At 70.3% G+C, this 16,219-nt stretch carries 16 protein-coding genes; 11 read left to right on the forward strand and 5 right to left on the reverse strand.

Annotated features, from left to right (window positions below; translation table 11 throughout):
* Window positions 1–51 precede the first annotated feature (51 nt).
* Window positions 52–579: a MarR family winged helix-turn-helix transcriptional regulator gene (locus QSJ40_RS11910; RefSeq protein WP_006214351.1), complete on the reverse strand. Its 528-nt coding sequence runs from the start codon at window positions 577–579 to the stop codon at window positions 52–54.
* Between the two features lie 65 nt (window positions 580–644).
* Between QSJ40_RS11910 and QSJ40_RS11915 the strand changes: the two genes are divergently transcribed.
* The 11 genes from QSJ40_RS11915 (at window position 645) to QSJ40_RS11965 (ending at window position 11,805) form a co-directional block, all read left to right on the forward strand.
* The gene (locus tag QSJ40_RS11915) at window positions 645–1,763 is read left to right on the forward strand and encodes a polyprenyl synthetase family protein (protein ID WP_081609478.1); all 1,119 of its coding nucleotides are present in this window, start codon (window positions 645–647) and stop codon (window positions 1,761–1,763) included.
* Window positions 1,760–2,611 carry a phytoene/squalene synthase family protein gene (locus tag QSJ40_RS11920; protein ID WP_006214349.1) on the forward strand — a complete coding sequence of 284 codons (852 nt, stop codon included), beginning with the start codon at window positions 1,760–1,762 and terminating at the stop codon, window positions 2,609–2,611. The genes QSJ40_RS11915 and QSJ40_RS11920 overlap by 4 nt, the downstream gene beginning before the upstream one ends.
* On the forward strand, window positions 2,608–4,155 hold the full coding sequence (gene crtI / locus QSJ40_RS11925; protein WP_040560649.1) for a phytoene desaturase family protein: 1,548 nt from the start codon (window positions 2,608–2,610) through the stop codon (window positions 4,153–4,155). Before QSJ40_RS11920 ends, crtI begins: the two co-directional genes overlap by 4 nt.
* Complete coding sequence (locus QSJ40_RS11930; protein ID WP_006214346.1) at window positions 4,152–4,493, forward strand: lycopene cyclase domain-containing protein; 342 nt, start codon at window positions 4,152–4,154, stop codon at window positions 4,491–4,493. Before crtI ends, QSJ40_RS11930 begins: the two co-directional genes overlap by 4 nt.
* Window positions 4,490–4,822: a lycopene cyclase domain-containing protein gene (locus QSJ40_RS11935; RefSeq protein ID WP_006214345.1), complete on the forward strand. Its 333-nt coding sequence runs from the start codon at window positions 4,490–4,492 to the stop codon at window positions 4,820–4,822. The genes QSJ40_RS11930 and QSJ40_RS11935 overlap by 4 nt, the downstream gene beginning before the upstream one ends.
* Complete coding sequence (locus QSJ40_RS11940; protein ID WP_006214344.1) at window positions 4,819–5,703, forward strand: prenyltransferase; 885 nt, start codon at window positions 4,819–4,821, stop codon at window positions 5,701–5,703. The genes QSJ40_RS11935 and QSJ40_RS11940 overlap by 4 nt, the downstream gene beginning before the upstream one ends.
* A 94-nt stretch (window positions 5,704–5,797) precedes the next feature.
* The gene (locus QSJ40_RS11945) at window positions 5,798–6,733 is read left to right on the forward strand and encodes a MurR/RpiR family transcriptional regulator (protein WP_051990426.1); all 936 of its coding nucleotides are present in this window, start codon (window positions 5,798–5,800) and stop codon (window positions 6,731–6,733) included.
* Between the two features lie 60 nt (window positions 6,734–6,793).
* The gene (locus tag QSJ40_RS11950) at window positions 6,794–8,092 is read left to right on the forward strand and encodes a type I glutamate--ammonia ligase (protein WP_006214341.1); all 1,299 of its coding nucleotides are present in this window, start codon (window positions 6,794–6,796) and stop codon (window positions 8,090–8,092) included.
* Entirely contained in the window at window positions 8,082–9,266 is a 1,185-nt protein-coding gene (locus QSJ40_RS11955) for an amidohydrolase family protein (protein ID WP_006214340.1), read from the forward strand. Before QSJ40_RS11950 ends, QSJ40_RS11955 begins: the two co-directional genes overlap by 11 nt.
* Window positions 9,267–9,286: 20 nt before the next feature.
* Window positions 9,287–10,465: a M20 metallopeptidase family protein gene (locus QSJ40_RS11960; RefSeq protein ID WP_006214339.1), complete on the forward strand. Its 1,179-nt coding sequence runs from the start codon at window positions 9,287–9,289 to the stop codon at window positions 10,463–10,465.
* A gap of 32 nt (window positions 10,466–10,497) precedes the next feature.
* Window positions 10,498–11,805 carry an aspartate aminotransferase family protein gene (locus tag QSJ40_RS11965; RefSeq protein WP_006214338.1) on the forward strand — a complete coding sequence of 436 codons (1,308 nt, stop codon included), beginning with the start codon at window positions 10,498–10,500 and terminating at the stop codon, window positions 11,803–11,805.
* Between the two features lie 79 nt (window positions 11,806–11,884).
* On the opposite strand, the gene QSJ40_RS11970 is transcribed toward QSJ40_RS11965, so the two are convergent.
* The 4 genes from QSJ40_RS11970 to QSJ40_RS11985 form a co-directional block, all read right to left on the reverse strand.
* Complete coding sequence (locus QSJ40_RS11970; RefSeq protein WP_081609477.1) at window positions 11,885–13,351, reverse strand: APC family permease; 1,467 nt, start codon at window positions 13,349–13,351, stop codon at window positions 11,885–11,887.
* Between the two features lie 172 nt (window positions 13,352–13,523).
* Window positions 13,524–13,841 (reverse strand): DUF2316 family protein, encoded by a 318-nt coding sequence (locus QSJ40_RS11975; RefSeq protein ID WP_006214336.1) that lies wholly within the window; start codon window positions 13,839–13,841, stop codon window positions 13,524–13,526.
* A 196-nt stretch (window positions 13,842–14,037) separates the two neighbouring features.
* Window positions 14,038–15,651, reverse strand: coding sequence for an amidohydrolase (locus QSJ40_RS11980; protein ID WP_006214334.1), 1,614 nt, complete (start codon window positions 15,649–15,651; stop codon window positions 14,038–14,040).
* A 193-nt stretch (window positions 15,652–15,844) separates the two neighbouring features.
* Window positions 15,845–16,147: a transposase gene (locus tag QSJ40_RS11985; RefSeq protein ID WP_285731173.1), complete on the reverse strand. Its 303-nt coding sequence runs from the start codon at window positions 16,145–16,147 to the stop codon at window positions 15,845–15,847.
* Window positions 16,148–16,219: the final 72 nt, after the last annotated feature.

Genomic DNA, 16,219 nt, shown 5'->3' on the forward strand with positions numbered 1-16,219 from the left:
AGCCCTTGACGTCATCCGTGGTCAGGGCCGACCTGTGTTCAGCCCGGATCCTCAGATCTTGCGGTCCGCGGCATGGTGCGGCGGCTCTCCGGTCCCTTCGAAGGCCTGAGCCATGTCCGCCAGGAAGTCGAGCACCGCCTGCCTGGACTCCTCGGGGACCCGTCGGGCCGCCTCGAGCATCCGGTCATGGGGCTGCGTCATCACAACCCGGACGCGTTCGTGGGCCAGCGGCTGGGCGATCACGGTCACAGATCGCCCGTCGCGGGGGTGGCGCACGCGTCGGAGGTGACCCGTGCTGGTCAGGCGGTTGAGCAGCTTGGCGGTGGAGGCGGTGGAGATCCCCAGCTCGGCGGCCAGGGCGGAGGCGGTGAGGGGGTCGTCGGCGCGCTCGCCGGCGATGATCAGCTGCAGAGCCTTCAGATCGGTGGGGTTCAGCTCCATCTCGGCGGTGGCCCGGTGATGCATGAGGCGACGGGCGCGCTGGAGGCGTCGCATGGCGCGCAGAAGCTCGCGCTCGGGGGCGGAGTCGTCGTACCAGTAGGAGTCGCTCGACGACCCCTGCTCTGGGGGCCGGGTCATGGGCGAAGGGTATCTGAATAGTTATCTAGGCAGGCTAGCTTTTCTGTGCGAGGCTGGCCCACGTGATGAGTCAGCAGAAGCCGACAACCGTGCAGCGCGAGCTGCAGGAAGTGTGGAGGCGCGGTGGGGAGCGCTCCGCACGTCTCGGGCCTGAGCACGGACAGCTGTGGGGCGCGCTCGATGAAGCCGCCCGAGGTGGGAAGGGGTTGCGCCCCGACCTCGTCATCGCCGTCCATGCGGCCCTTGGAGGCACGCGGTACGAGTCTGTCGCCAGTGCTGCTGCGGCGGTCGAGATGCTGCACACCGCGTTCGTGGTCCATGACGATGTGATCGACGGCGACGACACTCGCCGCGGGCGGCCGAACGTCTCCGGAGCCTTCGAGGTGCAGGCCCGGAGGACGGGTGCGAGCGCGGCAGCGGCACAGCGGCAGGGTTCCGCCGCAGGGATCCTGGCCGGTGATCTGGCGCTGGTCTCGGCCCTGCGCCTGATGGCCCGCAGCGGCGCCTCGGCCGCCCAGACCGAGCAGCTGCTCGAGCTGCTGGAGGAGGCGGTCCACGCCACGGCATCCGGCGAGCTGGCGGACGTGCGCCTGAGCCGGGTCGGCGAGGGGCAGGCGCTGCAGCTCCAGGACGCTCTCCGGGTGGCTGAGCTCAAGACCAGCGCCTACTCCTTCCAGCTGCCCATGCAGGTCGGGGCCGTCCTGGCCGATGCTCCGTGGGAGCTGCTCGAGAAGCTGGCTGTGATCGGGCGATTGGTCGGCATCGGGTTCCAGCTGCTGGACGACCTCCTGGGGGTCTTCGGCCGCCAGGAGCTGACCGGCAAGACCGTGATCTCCGACCTGCGCGAGGCAAAGCCCACTGCGCTGCTGGCCCTGGCTCGAGGCACGTCGTGCTGGACGGAGCTCAGCGCGCTGATCGGGGACCCGGAGCTGGGCGAGGAGCAGGCCGATCGAGCCCGCGATCTGCTCACCGGGTGCGGTGCCCGGCGCGCCGTCCAGGATCTGGCCGACCAGCAGCTCGACGAGGCTCTGCACCTGGCAGCTCGACCTGCCGTCCCGGCAGAGCTGGAAGCCGTGGTGGCCCAGCTGATCGAGCGAGTGAGGGGGACAGCGATCTCAGCCATGACGACGCACAGCGCTGAAGGTCAGTTCGGTGTGGCTCCGCTTCGGGAGCAGGCGTCATGACGGCGGTGAGGCCGGTGTCGCGCTACGACCGGGTGGCCGCGGCGAGTGCCGCCGAGGTGATCGGCCGCTATTCGACGTCCTTCGGGTGGGCCGTGCGACTGCTCGCCGAGCCGACTCGCTCGGAGATCCGCAGCCTCTACGCACTGGTGCGCGTGGCCGATGAGATCGTCGATGACCCGGATCCGCATCTGAGTCCGCAGCTGCGGTCCGAGCTGCTGGAGGAGCTCGAGGCCGACACGCTCCGAGCCCTGCAGCACGGGCGCAGCGCCAATCTGGTGGTCCAGGCCTTCGCCTCCGTCGCGCGACGGCGGGGCGTCGGTCCGGAGCTGATCCGCCCGTTCTTCGCCTCCATGCGCGCCGATCTGGGACTGCGCACCCATGACGACGAGAGCCTGGACGACTACGTATACGGCTCCGCCGAGGTGATCGGGCTGATGTGCCTGCACTGCTTCCTGGGGGCGGACGGCGGTGCCTACGAGCGGCTGGCTCCCGGGGCGCAGCGGCTGGGCGCTGCCTTCCAGAAGATCAACTTCCTGCGGGATCTGGCCGATGATCACGACCTGCTGGGGCGGACGTACTTCCCCGGCCTGGATCCGGAGGCGTTCACCGACAGCCGGCGCGACGAGCTGCTGGATGACATCGATGCCGACCTGGCGGTGGCCGCCGAGGCGATCGCCCAGCTGCCTCCCGACAGCCGCCGGGCGGTCAGTGCTGCGCACGGGCTGTTCGCCGAGCTCTCGCGGCGCCTGCGCCGCACCCCTGCCGCGCAGATCCGGCGCACCAGGATCCGGGTGCCCGATGCGCGCAAGGCGGTCATCATCGTGCGTGCGTTGGGAGGCCGCCCATGAGCCGGGAACGTCGGGCTGTGGTCGTCGGCGGGGGCATCTCGGGGCTGGCCACGGCCGCGCTGCTGGCCCGGCGCGGCTGGTCCGTGGAGCTGCTGGAATCGCGGGGGGCCCTCGGCGGCCGTGCCGGGACATGGGAGGCTGACGGCTTCCGCTTCGACACCGGGCCCTCGTGGTACCTGATGCCGGAGGTCTTCGAGCGGTTCTTCGAGCTGATGGGCACGAGCGTCGACGAGCAGCTGGATCTGCAGCAGCTCGATCCGGGGTACCGGGTGTTCTTCGAGGGCCACGACGAGCCGCTGGACATCGCGGCCGATGTCCGGACCAACATCGAGCGGTTCGAGGAGATCGAGCCCGGTGCCGGCCAGGTCCTGGAGCGCTATCTGGACTCCGCCCGCTCCACCTACGAGCTGGCGCTGGCCCGCTTCCTCTACACATCCTTCGATTCGCTGCGGCCCTTCATGGATCGCCGCGTCCTGGGATCGGCGCATCGGCTCGGCCCGCTGCTGCTGCAGTCACTCGAGCGCTTCACGGCGCGACGATTCCGGGACCCGCGGTTGCGTCAGGTCCTGGGCTATCCCGCCGTCTTCCTGGGGTCCTCGCCGGACAGGACGCCTGCGCTGTACCACCTGATGAGCGCCATGGACCTCACGGGCGGGGTGCTCTACCCGCAGGGCGGTTTCGGCGAGCTCATGGCCGTCCTGGAGCGACTGGCCCGGGCTGCTGGAGCCCGGCTGCACACCGGGGCGGAGGTCACGGAGATCCGCACGGGTGCAGGAGGCCGTCGCGGGACACGTGCACAGGCGACGGGGGTGCGCTTCCGCGATGCCGACGGCCTCGAGCGAGTTCTGGAGGCGGACGTCGTTGTGTCCACGGCGGATCTGCACCGCACGGAGACCACGATGCTGCCCCGGCACCTGCAGACCTACCCCGAATCCTGGTGGACCCGGCGCACCAGCGGTCCGGGCGCGGTGCTCGTGATGCTGGGTGTAGACGGTGCGCTGGGGCGGATGCCGCACCACAGCCTGTTCTTCACGCGGGACTGGCGGCGCAACTTCGCCGCCATCGCGGACGGTCGCGTGCCGGAGCCTGCGTCGGTCTACGTGTGCCGGCCCTCGGCCACCGACCCGTCGGCTGCGCCGGCGGGTCAGGAGAACCTGTTCGTGCTCGTGCCCATGCCTGCCGACCCGCAGCTGGGGCGTGGAGGGATCGACGGCGGCGGTGATCCGCGGATCGAGGCCATCGCCGATGCCGCGATCGACCAGGTGGCTCGCTGGTCCGGCCACGAGGACCTGGCCCAGCGCATCGTGGTGCGCCGCACTGTGGGCCCTGCGGACTTCTCCGAGGACCTGGGGGCCTGGCGAGGCAGCATGCTCGGTCCGGCGCACACCCTCGGCCAAAGCGCCATGTTCCGCGCCGGCAACCGCTCTCGGAAGGTGGACGGGCTCTACTACGCCGGGTCGAGCACTATCCCGGGGATCGGGCTGCCCATGTGCCTGATCAGCGCCGAGATCGTCGCAGACCGGATCGCGCGGGAGCTGTCATGACGGGGCTGATCTACCTGGGCGCCCTGCTGATCTCGACCGGCTGCATGGCACTGCTCGACCGCCGCTTCCGTCTGGTGCTGTGGCGGGCGCCGCGAGCCGGCGCGCTCACCGTCATCGCAGGGATCGCGGTCTTCCTGCTGTGGGATCTCGCGGCCATCGCCTCGGGGCACTACGGCAAGGGGCAGGGGCCGATGACCGGGCTCATGCTGGCGCCCGAGCTGCCACTGGAGGAGATCGTCTTCATCACTTTCCTCTGCTACCTCACGCTCGTGCTGCGGGGACTGATTGCGCTGGCCGTCGATCGCTCTCGGGCCTTGCCGAAGGAGGGTGCGCGATGACCTATGCCGCCCTCGCCGCGCTGTTCGTGGCCGCGACGGCCGTCATCGCCGTCCTGGTCTCCTGGCGACGCAGGCTCGGGTCTGCCTGGTGGGCGACGACGGCCCTGACGATCCTCGGCCTGCTGCTGCTGACCGTCGTGTTCGACAGCCTCATGATCGCGGTGGACCTCTTCCGCTACGACGAGGCGCAGCTGCACGGCTGGTTCGTGGGCCTGGCCCCGATCGAGGACCTGGCCTGGCCGATTGCGGCCGGTCTGCTGCTGCCGTCCCTGTGGGAGCTCTTCGCTCGGCCGGCGGATGACGGCGAACGGGAGAGGAGCGGCCGATGACGCGCACTGAGGGGACGGCAGCAGCGGCCCGGCAGCTCGTGGGTGCGTCCCGGCCGCTGAGCTGGGTCAACACCGCATACCCGTTCGCGGCCGCCTATCTGATGGCCGGTGGGGGGCTCACTGCCGAGCTGGTGGTGGGGACCGTCTTCTTCCTGGTGCCCTACAACCTGCTGATGTACGGCATCAATGACGTCTTCGACTACGAATCGGATCTGCGCAATCCCCGCAAGGGCGGGGTCGAGGGCATCGTGCTGGCCTCCCGCTGGCACCGACTGACGCTGTGGTGGGCCTGCCTGCTGCCGGTTCCGTTCGTGCTCGCGCTGCTCTGGTGGGGGTCCTGGGCATCAGCGGCGGTCCTGGTGGGCACCCTGGTGGCCGTCGTGGCATATTCCGCCCCTGGCATGCGGTTCAAGGAGCGCCCCGTGCTGGACTCCATGACGTCGTCCGCCCACTTCGTGGGCCCGGCGGCCTTCGGCCTGGCGCTGACGGGCGCGCCCCTGACGACGACGGCCGCCGTCTCCCTGCTCGCGTTCTTCCTGTGGGGCATGGCCTCCCAGGCCTTCGGGGCGGTGCAGGATGTGCTCGCCGACCGGGAAGCGGGGATCGGGTCGATCGCCACGGCTCTCGGCGGTCGCAGGACCGTCCGGCTGGCGATCGGGCTCTACGCCGCAGCCGGGCTCGTGATGGCCGCGGCGGACTGGCCCGCGGCGCTGGCCGGACTGCTGGTCATGCCGTACCTGGTGAGCATCCTCCCGTTCCATGACGTGCCCGATGAGCGCTGCGAGGTGGCGCGCCGCGGTTGGCGGCGCTTCCTGTGGCTGAACATGGTCACGGGGTTCCTGCTGACGCTCCTGCTGCTGTGGATCGCGTGGGGCCGGTGATCTGCCGGGAGGGGCTGCCCGCGGTTCGGGAACATGGCGGAGAGGGACTGTGCACCGCAGATCGCAGGGGCCCGAGGGCGGATAGTCTCGCCTCATGCCCGTTGCCACGCCATCGATCCGCCTCCGCATCCAGGACTCCATGGACAGCCTCAGCAATGCCGAGCGGAAGGTCGCCCGTGCGCTGCTGGCGCGGTATCCGAGCGCTGGGCTGACCACTGTCGCGCAGCTGGCGGGGGAGGCGCAGGTCAGCGCCCCCACCGTGCTGCGCTTCGCCGGCAGGTTGGGCTACTCGGGCTTCGCAGACTTACAGCGGGCGCTGATCGCCGAGCTCAATGACGATGGCTCCCCCTTGCGCCAGTACGAGCAGAAGCGCGCGGCGGAGGGCGGTGATGGAGTCCTGGCCCGAACAGCGCGGACCGTGCTGGAGGCCGTCCAGAGGACGTATGACGAGCTGCCGGAATCAGAGTTCACGGCGGTGGCCCAGCTGCTCGCCGACCCCGGCAAGCGGATCGTGGTGGCGGGTGGGCGCTTCTCGGGGCTACAGGCCGACTACCTGGTCCGCCACCTCCAGCTGCTGCGCCCGGGGGTCCAGCTGCTGCCGCAGGAGGTCATCGCCTGCCGAGACGCGGTGCTCTCGGCATCGTCGTCGACCCTGCTCGTCATCTACGACTACCGCCGGTACTCGCAGGACAGTCACGAGCTGGCCGCGGAGATGCGCCGTCGTGGTGCGACCGTGGCGCTGATGACGGACAGCTGGCTCTCGCCGATCGCGGATGCGGCGCGGCACGTGCTGCCGGCGCGCGTGGAGAGTGCTTCCCCGTTCGACTCTGCGGTGGCGGCCACAGCGCTCACCGAGAGCCTGGTGGCGGCCGTGACGGAGATCCTGGGCGATGCCGGGATGCAGCGGGTCGCGCAGTTCGAGGCCCAGGCCGAGCTGGAGGCGGGTGCGGCCGATGAGGCCTGGGGCTGTACGCGGACCGGCAATGGATGTAACGTGCGAAACAGAATGAACCAGATCACGTCGTTCTGAAACGCAGGATGACCCATGGGTCCGGATGCTGTTCCGGACCCCCGGCCCGTCTGAGGAACCATGGCTGCTCCGACCCTGACCTTCATCGCCACCAACGACCTGGTGGGGCACACCCGAGGTCGTGCGGTGCCCTCCGCCGACACCACTCGGGCCCTTCGTCGCGGAGTCGGGTGGGTCCCCGCGAATCTCGCGATCGATTGCTTCGGCCACATCGCCGACGGCAATGTCTTCGGCTCGACCGGCGACCTGCGCCTCGTACCAGATGCGACAACGGGGATCGACATCCCCGCAGGCCAGGACAAGCCCGAGGTCCGTCTCCTGCTCGCCGAGCAGCGCCACCCCGACGGCAGGGAATGGCACTGCTGTCCCCGGACTTTCGCCCGCAGGGCGCTCGAGGATTTCACCGAGCGGACGGGGCTGGAGATCATCGCCTCCTTCGAGCACGAGTTCACGATCCGCGATGCCGCGGACAGCGCCCCGTTCTCCCTGCGCCGCTTCCGCGATGCGGAGCCGTTCGGCACCGAGCTCGTGGAGCTGCTCGACGCCGTGGGGCTCGATCCCGAGAACTGGCTGCCCGAGTACGGGACCCAGCAGTACGAGATCACCCTCAAGCCGGCCCCGGGGCTCGTCGCCGCGGATCGGGCGATCCTGCTCAGGGACCTGATCCACGACCTCGCGCAGCGCCACGGCCGCAGCGTGACCTTCGCGCCGCTGTCTGCGCCGGATTCCGGCGGCAACGGCGTCCACGTCCACCTCTCCCTGCATGACGCCAAGACGGGCGCGCCGGTCCTGTACGACGACGGGGGCCCGGCGAACCTCTCGCAGATCGGTCAGAAGTTCGCAGCTGGCATCCTGCGCCACGCTAAGGCGCTCACGGCGCTGAGCGCCTGCGGGCCGAACTCCTACCTGCGCCTGGCTCCGGACACTTGGAGCGTGGGCGGGATCTTCCTGGGCGAGCGCAACCGCGAGTCGCTTCTGCGCATATGCCCTACCTCGACCATCGGGGGCGGCGATCCCACCCAGCAGCTCAACCTGGAGTTCCGTGCCGCCGACGCCACATCGAACCCGTGGCTCGTGCTGGGCTCCCTGGTGCGGGCGGGTCTCGAGGGCATCACCCGCGACTACGAGCCGGAACGGGTGTGGCCGGAGGAGACCGCCAGCGAGGAGCTGGCCGACGTCCCGCGGCTGCCTGCCTCGGTCTCGGAGGCGCTCGAGTGCCTCGCGAGCGACGAGATCGCGTCCGGGTGGTTCCACCCCGATCTGCTGCAGACCTACCTGCACATCAAGCATGCCGAGCTGCGGGCGGTCGAGGGTCTGACCGACGAGCAGCTGTGCGCCAAGGTCGCCGATGCGTACTGAGACTTCGGCCGCGAGCCCGCGGGGCACCTGGGAGTCCGCACAGCGCATCCGGCTCGTGGATCACCACGTGCATGGCCCCCTGTCCGGCGACGTCACGCGCGAGCAGCTCGAGATGCTGCTCACCGAGTCGGATCGCCCGATCCCGGAGGGGACCACGGTCTTCGACTCCCAGGTGGGCTTCGCGATCCGCCAGCACTGTGCGCCGCTGCTGGGCCTTGAGCCAGGGGCCTCGCCCGAGGCCTACGTGGCTCGTCGCAGCCAGAGCACGGCCGATGAGCTGGCCGAGCTCTTCCTGGAGGGCGCCGGCGTCTCCGACTGGGTGGTCGACACGGGCTTCGGCACCGATTCCATCTGGAGCCCGGAACAGATGCGCGGGCACCTTAGCGGCTCCGTCCACGAGATCGTGCGTCTGGAGGCGCTGCTGGAGCAGGTTGCTGTGGACTGCGCGCCGGAGCAGCTGCAGGAGAGCTTCGAGGCGGCTGTGGCCCGAGCTGCCGAGAAGGCCGCAGGCTGGAAGTCGATCATCGCCTACCGCTTCGGCTTCGACTTCGAGCCCCGTCGTCCCAGCCCCGACGAGGTCCTGGCTGCCGCGCGCCGGTGGCTGGGCGAGCTCGTCGAGGGCGAGGGGCTGCGCGTGGAGGATCCGGTGCTGCTGCGATGGCTGCTCTATGTCGCCTGCGACACCGGGCTGCCGATCCAGCTGCACTGCGGCTACGGCGATCCCGATCTTGACCTGCACCGCTGCGATCCTCTGTTGCTGACCAGCTGGCTGCGCGACATCGAGGGCTCAGGCAGCCGCATCATGCTGCTGCACTGCTACCCCTTCCATCGCAATGCCGGCTACCTGGCCCAGGTCTTCCCGCACGTCTACTGCGACGTGGGGCTGAGCATCAACTACTCGGGGGCGGCCAGCCGCCAGATCGTCGCCGAGTCCATGGAGCTGACCCCGTTCTCCAAGCTGCTGTACTCCTCCGATGCCTGGGGCCCCCCGGAGCTGCACTACCTGGGCTCCCTGCTGTGGCGTCGGGCCACCGCCGCCGTCATGGATCGCTGGGTGGATCAGGGAGACTGGCCCGAGGAGGAGCCCGAGCGCATCCTGCAGATGATCGGCCGGGACAACGCATGCCGTGTCTACGGACTGGACGAGACGCGCGAGGCCCAGTCCCGCGCATGAGAGAGGAGCGCACTGCTTCGATGGACGCCGCACCCCTGTGGGACGCGCTGGAGCGGCACCTGCCCGCCGCCGTGGAACTGCGGCATGAGCTGCATCGGCGTCCCAGCCTCTCCGGGGAGGAGGCCCCGACGCGCGATGCCGTCGTCGCCGCCCTGCCCGAGGGGATGACCAGAACGGATGTTGCAAGGACCGGGTCGGTGCTGCGGCTCGGAAGGCCGGGCCCGGCGATCGGCGTGCGCGGTGAGATGGACGCGCTGCCGATCCATGAGACCACCGGCGTGGAATGGGAGTCGCGGAACGGCGGTGTCATGCATGCGTGCGCGCACGACGTCCACATGGCCGCTCTGGTCGCCCTCGCCGGGGCCGTCGACGAGATCGGAGTGCCGCACTCGCTGCTGGCGGTGCTCCAGCCTCGGGAGGAGACCTATCCCTCCGGCGCGGAGGACATCATGGCCGCCGGCGTGCTGCGCGATCAGGAGTGCGCAGCCATGATCGGCGCGCACATCCAGCCGACGCTGGGGCACCAGCAGGTGGCGTGCGTGCCCGGGGGCGTCAATGCGGCCTCGGACGAGTTCGTCGTGGAGATCACCGGCTCCCCCGGTCACGCCGCCTATCCGCACCTGGCCGTGGATCCGGTGCTGACAACGGCCCAGGTGGTCGTGGCGCTGCAGGCGGTCGTCAGCCGGATGGTCGATCCCATGCGCTCGGCGGTGCTGGGGGTCTCCTCGATCATCGCGGGGGAGGCCGCCAACGTCATCCCCGGCACCGCCCGCGCCCGAGGGACCCTGCGGGCTCTGGATCCGCAGACCCGCGGACTGTTGCGCGAGCAGCTGCAGTCCGTGGCCACCGGGGTCGCCGCAGCCCATGGCTGCCGGGCCGAGGTGACGATCACCCCGGGGGAGCCGGTGCTGGACAACCACCCGGGGCTCACCGAGCTCTCGCGCGTGCACCTGGAGAGTCGGGACTATTCGATCTCGGACTCCCTGCGCTCGCTGGGCTCGGACGACTTCTCGTTCTACGGGGAGCAGCTCCCGGCGCTGATGATGTTCGTGGGGACGGGGGCCGGTGGCGGTCTGCACACGAGCGACTTCCTTCCCGGCGACGACGACGTCCGCCACGTCGCCCAGGCCATGTGCGCCGGCTACCTCGCCGCCGCGCAGATGATCGAGATGGATCTGGGAGCTGAATCGCACAGCTGATCGCGGGCCCCCCGGCCCTGGAAGGAGCGACGATGACGCGCAGCAGCATGGATTCGACGGAGGTCGGCCTGACCGACGGATCCCTCTACGCGCGCGATGCTGCGGTCATCGCTGTCTCCGAGCACCTGCGGTTCTTCCCGCTCGAGGTCCAAGACGCTCGCGGAAGCGTGCTGTGCTCCCCGGCGGGTCGGGAGCTGATCGACCTGTCGGCGGGCTGGGGCGCAGCCGCGGTGGGCTACGCGCACCCCCGGGTCGTCGAGGCGATCGCGACCGAAGCGGCGCGGATGCCCAGTGTGGGCGTGCTCTCGGCCGCCAACCCCGCGAGCACGCGGCTGGCCGAGAACCTGCTCGAGGTCGTGCCCCTGTCCGCAGGGCGCGGTCAGGCTGCCGTGCACTTGGGGCTGAGCGGATCCGACGCCAACTCCGCTGCCCTGCGGGCGATCCGGGCCTGGTCGGACCGGCCCGGGATCCTGGTCTTCGAGAACTCGTACCACGGCGGACTGGGACCGGCGCAGCATGCTTCCGGCTTCTATGCCGCTGACGGCATAGCGATGGATCCCGGGGTCGAGCAGGTGCCCTACGGCGATGTCGAGGCCGCCGTGGCTGCGCTGGAGACCGAGCGCTTCGCGGCCGCTGCGGTCGAGCCGATCATGGCCGACGGCGGGCTGATCGTCCCCTCACCTGCGTTCCTGCCTGCGCTGCGAGAGGCGTGCGATCGCACGGGGACGCTGCTCATGGTCGATGAGGTCAAGGTCGGCATGGGCCGCACCGGGTCCCTGCTGGCCAGCGGCTGCGACGGGGTCGTCGCCGACGTCGTGACCCTGGGGAAGGGCCTCGGTGGCGGCATGCCGCTCTCCGCGGCGATCGCCCCGCGGCAGGTGTGGGAGGCCGCGCCGGGCGCCTCGCTGCTGACGCTGGCCGGCAACCCGGTGTGTGCGGCAGCGGGGCTGGCAGTGCTCGAGACGCTTGAGGCCGAGGGCCTGATCGGGCGTGCGGGCGAGCTGGGGCGGGAGCTGTCTGCGGCGCTCGCAGGGCTGGCCGGGCGTCACGAGCTGATCCACGATGTGCGCAGCCGCGGCATCGTGGCCGGGATCGAGCTGCGCCGGGCGGACGGGTCGGCCGCCGATGCCGAGACCGCGGCCGTCGTCCATCGGGCCTTCGAGCTGGGCGCGGTGGCCTATCCGGTGGGTCCGGAGTCGAACATCATCGAGCTCACCCCGGCGCTGACGATCACCTCCGAGCAGCTGCTGCACGGGATCGAGCTGCTGGGGCAGGCCGTCGCGGATGTCGAAGGCGGACGCATTGACCTTCAGGCCGCGGCCGGCTTCGGCGGCTGGTGAGCCGACGTCACCGGGCTGCTGCTGAAGAGATCTCAGCCGAGGCGGTCCGCTCTACGGCTGAGATCCTCAGCCGGAGACCTCAGCCCAGGTCCTCGGCCGTCATGCGCTTGCCGATGCGCTCGGCCAGCGCCGGGCGGGCGATCACGATGATCAGACCGATCAGGCACCATGCCCCGGCCATCCAGGGAAACCAGGTGTACGGCGCCTCCTGGCCGATGATCTGCACCGCGTAGACGAAGACCAGGTAGGCCAGTCCGAGCACCGGGAGGATCAGTTCCCAGCGCGGGACTGCGCTGCCCGGACGCAGGATGAAGCGGATGATGCCCACGCTGGTCATGCCGTAGGCCACCACCATGCACAGCGTGGCGATGGTGGCGAACCAGTAGTAGACATCCACGGAGCCGGCACCCAGGACGCCCGAGAGGCAGGCGACGATGACCGTGAACGCCGTGACCAGCACGACGGCCGGGCCGGGGACGCCGGTGCTCGGGCTGGTCCGGGCGAGGACGGCCGGGCCGAAGCCGTCGCGGGCCAGGGCGAAGAGCAGGCGCGCCGCGGCGGCCGTCGAGGACAGCAGAGAGGCGAAGGCCACCAGGAACGCGATCACGGAGATCAGGACTGCGAACCACGCTCCGATGTAGGTCGACGACAGCGTGGTCAGGGTCGAAGAGGCACCCGCGAAGGCGGCGACTCCGGCCTCGTCGGTGCCGAAGCCGATGGTCTGGGCGAACATCATGAACGTGTAGATCAGGCCGGCCAGCACCACGGCTGCGCCCAGTGCGCGGGGGATCGTCTTCCTGGGGTCCTCGGCCTCCTCGGACAGCGACGTCCCCGACTCGAAGCCGGCCCATGACAGGAAGCCGAACACGGAGGCCGTCATGATGGCCGACAGCGGAGCTCCGCCAGGAGCGAGCGTGGACAGGTCCAGCCCCGTGGACACCGGGGCGCTCCCCGAGGCCACGCGCACGACGATGACGACGCCCAGGATCAGCATCACCAGGATGCCGATCATGCCGATGGCCAGCAGAGTGCGGGCCGTGACGGCCGATTCGCGCAGGTTGAGCACCAGCACGAGCGCGCCGACCACCACCGGGATCAGGATCCACAACCCGTCTGCGAAGGCCAGGCCGAGCTCCGCCATCATGGCCTGGAAGAACACGGCGCAGGCCCCGGCGATGCACACCGCGAAGAACAGGTAGGTGCCCAGCAGCGCGAAGCCGCCGAAGAAGCCGGCTCGGGCGCCCAGGGTCACCCCGGACAGCGCGTAGACCGACCCAGCGTGGGTCACGTAGCCCGTGAGCCGGATGAAGGCGTAGGCCACCAGCATGGTGCCCAGGAACGAGACGGCGAACGTGAAGGGGACGCTTGCGCCCACGAGGCCTGCGACGCCGATCCCATTGAGGCTCATGGCCATGACGGGGCCCATGAAGCCCACGGATATCGCAGCGACCTCGGGGGTGCGCAGGCGGCCTGCGAGCTCCCGGGTTGCAGAGGGTGCCTGGCCGACCGCGGCAACGCTGCTAGGTGGTTGGTGGTCCTGTGCCATGGGGATCAGGCTTTCCGCCGCCGTCGGGCACCGCGCCCGGAGGATCAGGCCGTGAGCCGAGGGTCAGCTGGGTGGAGAAGAGTCTTCTTGTGCTGCACGTTACAGACGGACCCCAGCTGCCGCAATCCTTTTCTTGCTGATACATGTCCTTGGGGCTTTCGGCACCCTCCGCTCATGGCTGGCCGGTCATGGGCCGTGGCGGCACGTCCTGCAGGCGGAACCAGAGGCGGGCCTCACGGCGCCGGGCTGCTGTGAGCACCGACCAGCCGCCGGCGTCGGCACCCGACTCGGCGACCGCCTGGTCGAGCGCATCGCGGACCAGCCAGGTCGTCACGGGGTGGGCGTGGCCGTCCATCTGCAGGACGTGCTCGAGCTCGGACGGCGACAGGTCGAGCCACTCGCACAGCTGCTGACGCGTCAGGTCCGAGACCTCGAGATGGCGGCGCAGCTCCTGACTTGTGCGCGCAGTCTGGGCGTCGGTGAGGGACATGAGGGCTCCTGGGCTCGGGGGCGGGTGCGGCTCCCGGTGGGGGCCAGGGGCGGGCGTCGTCTATGTGATCTGTATCATAGTCGCGGCCGGCCTGCTGCGGGATGCAGACCATCCCGGGCGACCACCACTACCCCGAGGACTCGCAGTCCGAGGTGTGGATGCCGTCCGAGCCCGAGCAGCAGGGCTGACAACCGGATCAGCCGGTGACCGTGCGCAGCACCTGCATCTCCAGCAGCTCGTCGGGGTCATCGGTCAGTGGGTTCAGATCCAGCACGCAGAAGTCGGCGGCCAGCCCCGCAGCGATCCGCCCGGTGCCGTCGCGCCCGGAGGCCCGGGCCCCGGCCGACGTCAGCGCCTCCAGGGCATCGGCCGGATCGAAGACCCTCTCCGGCTGATACGGATCCCGGCCGGCGTCGAACGCGGAGCGGGCCGTGAGCGCGATGAACAGATTGCGCGCGGCTTGGTGCGGAGCGGTGGGGGCGTCGGTGCCCAGCGCAATCGGCACGCCGGCCTCGCGGAAGCGGTGCCAAGGGAAGCCCTGCACGGCGCGGTCGTCGCCGAGCATGGCCTTCCAGTTGTCCAGGACGGCGGGGTCGCAGTGCACCGGCTGCATCGAGGCAGTCACGCCCAGCTGCGCCATCCGCTCGATCGTGTCCTGAGCCACCGACTCCAGGTGCTCCACGCGGGGGCGTCGTCCCTCCCGGGGCCCGTTGACGCGCACGCACTCTTCGACCAGGTCAAGCGCCAGGGTGCTGGCCTGGTCGCCGATCGCGTGCAGCGCCAGCTGCAGGCCGCGGGCGTCGGCGGCGGTGGTCACCCGAAGGGCCGCTTCCCGCTCCCAGAGGGGATCGGGGAGCTCGCCGCCCACGTACGGGGCGCGCATGGCGGCGGTGCAGGCGTCGATCACTCCGTCCAGGATCAGCTTGACGCCCACGATCCGCAGCCACTGGGTGCCGAACTCGGCGGCCATCTCGTCGCGGATCGCGGCCACCCGCTCGACCTCCGCGAGATCCGCCTCCGGGTCGCCGGTGGGGCGCAGCATCCAGTGGGCGTCGACGGGGAAGGGCAGGCGGCCGTCGCGCTCCAGCCGACGACGGAAGACCGCCAGGTCCGAGTCGCTGAAGCCCATGTCCGTGGCGCCCGTGGTGCCGCTGGCCAGGTAGGAGCGGAAGGCGTTGTCCAGGAAGCGGTCCTGATCAGCCTCGGTGGAGTGCGCGGCCTGATACCCCCAGGCGTACTCGATCGCGGCGTTCTCGAGCAGCAGGCCGGTGGGCTCGCCGTCGGCGTCGCGCACGATCTGACCGCCCAGTGGATCCGGGGTGTCTCGGGTGATCCCCAGGGCCGCCAGCCCGGCGGTGTTCACCCACGCGGCGTGGAGGCTGTTGGCGTCCAGGATCACGGGGATGTCGGCGACGACCGCGTCCAGTATGGCGGCCGTGGGCTGCTGACCCGGGGCGAAGGCATGCGGGTACCAGCTGGCGCCGAGGATCTGCGTGGCCTGCGGGTCGGCGGCTCGCGCCTCGGCGATGCGCTGCTGGATCTCGTCCAGGGTGGCGCACTCGCGCAGGGAGACCTTGTCCAGGGCCTCGCCCAGCATGGTCATGTGCACGTGGGACTCCCAGAACCCCGGCAGCACGAAGGCCCCGTGCAGGTCCTCCTCCACGGCGTCGGGCCCGACGACTGCGCGCACCTCGTCCTGCGTCCCTGCCGCCAGGAAGCGTCCGTCCTGCACGGCGAAGGCCTCGGCGGTGGGGGAGGCGGCCTCTCCGGTGAAGACCGTGGCACCGTGGAAGAGGGTGGTGCGGGACAAGGCGGGGTCGCTTTCGTCGTGCGGTTGGTCCGGCGCAGACACAGGAGGCCGAATGCGCTGAGGCTATCCCAGGCCAGCACTTGAAGAAGGCGGAGCAGGTCGGTGCCGATCTGCCGGGTCACTGGCGGATCGCGCGTTTGCGCGGAGGCCCAATAATGGGGCTCTCCGCATTTGAGCGGGGCGTGTGCTGATTTCATGCTGCTGGTCTCTGCCCTCGGGTGAGGGCGATGTGGACCATGATGCGCCTTCGGTAGTTGTCCATGTTGGTGAAGCCGCCTCCGACACGCTTGGTTTGCTTGATGATCCGGTTGAAGCCCTCGGTGCGGGCGTTGGTCACGTCCTCGGTGAGCGCGACGAGCACCGCTGGCCACCAGGTGTCGATCGTGGTCGCCAGGCGGCTGGTTTCCTCAATGTCGGCGCGGGCGGCGGCGTCGTAGAAGTCTGAATCGCCCCGGGTCTGGTGGAGGCTCTGAATCCACGGGAGGATGAGGAGCATGGCAGCACCGAGGAAGTACCCCGACGAGCTTCGGGAGAGAGCCACGAGGATGGCAGTTCAGTCACGGCGCGA

This window comes from Kocuria sp. NBRC 114282, assembly GCF_030268385.1.
GTDB lineage: Bacteria > Actinomycetota > Actinomycetes > Actinomycetales > Micrococcaceae > Kocuria > Kocuria palustris.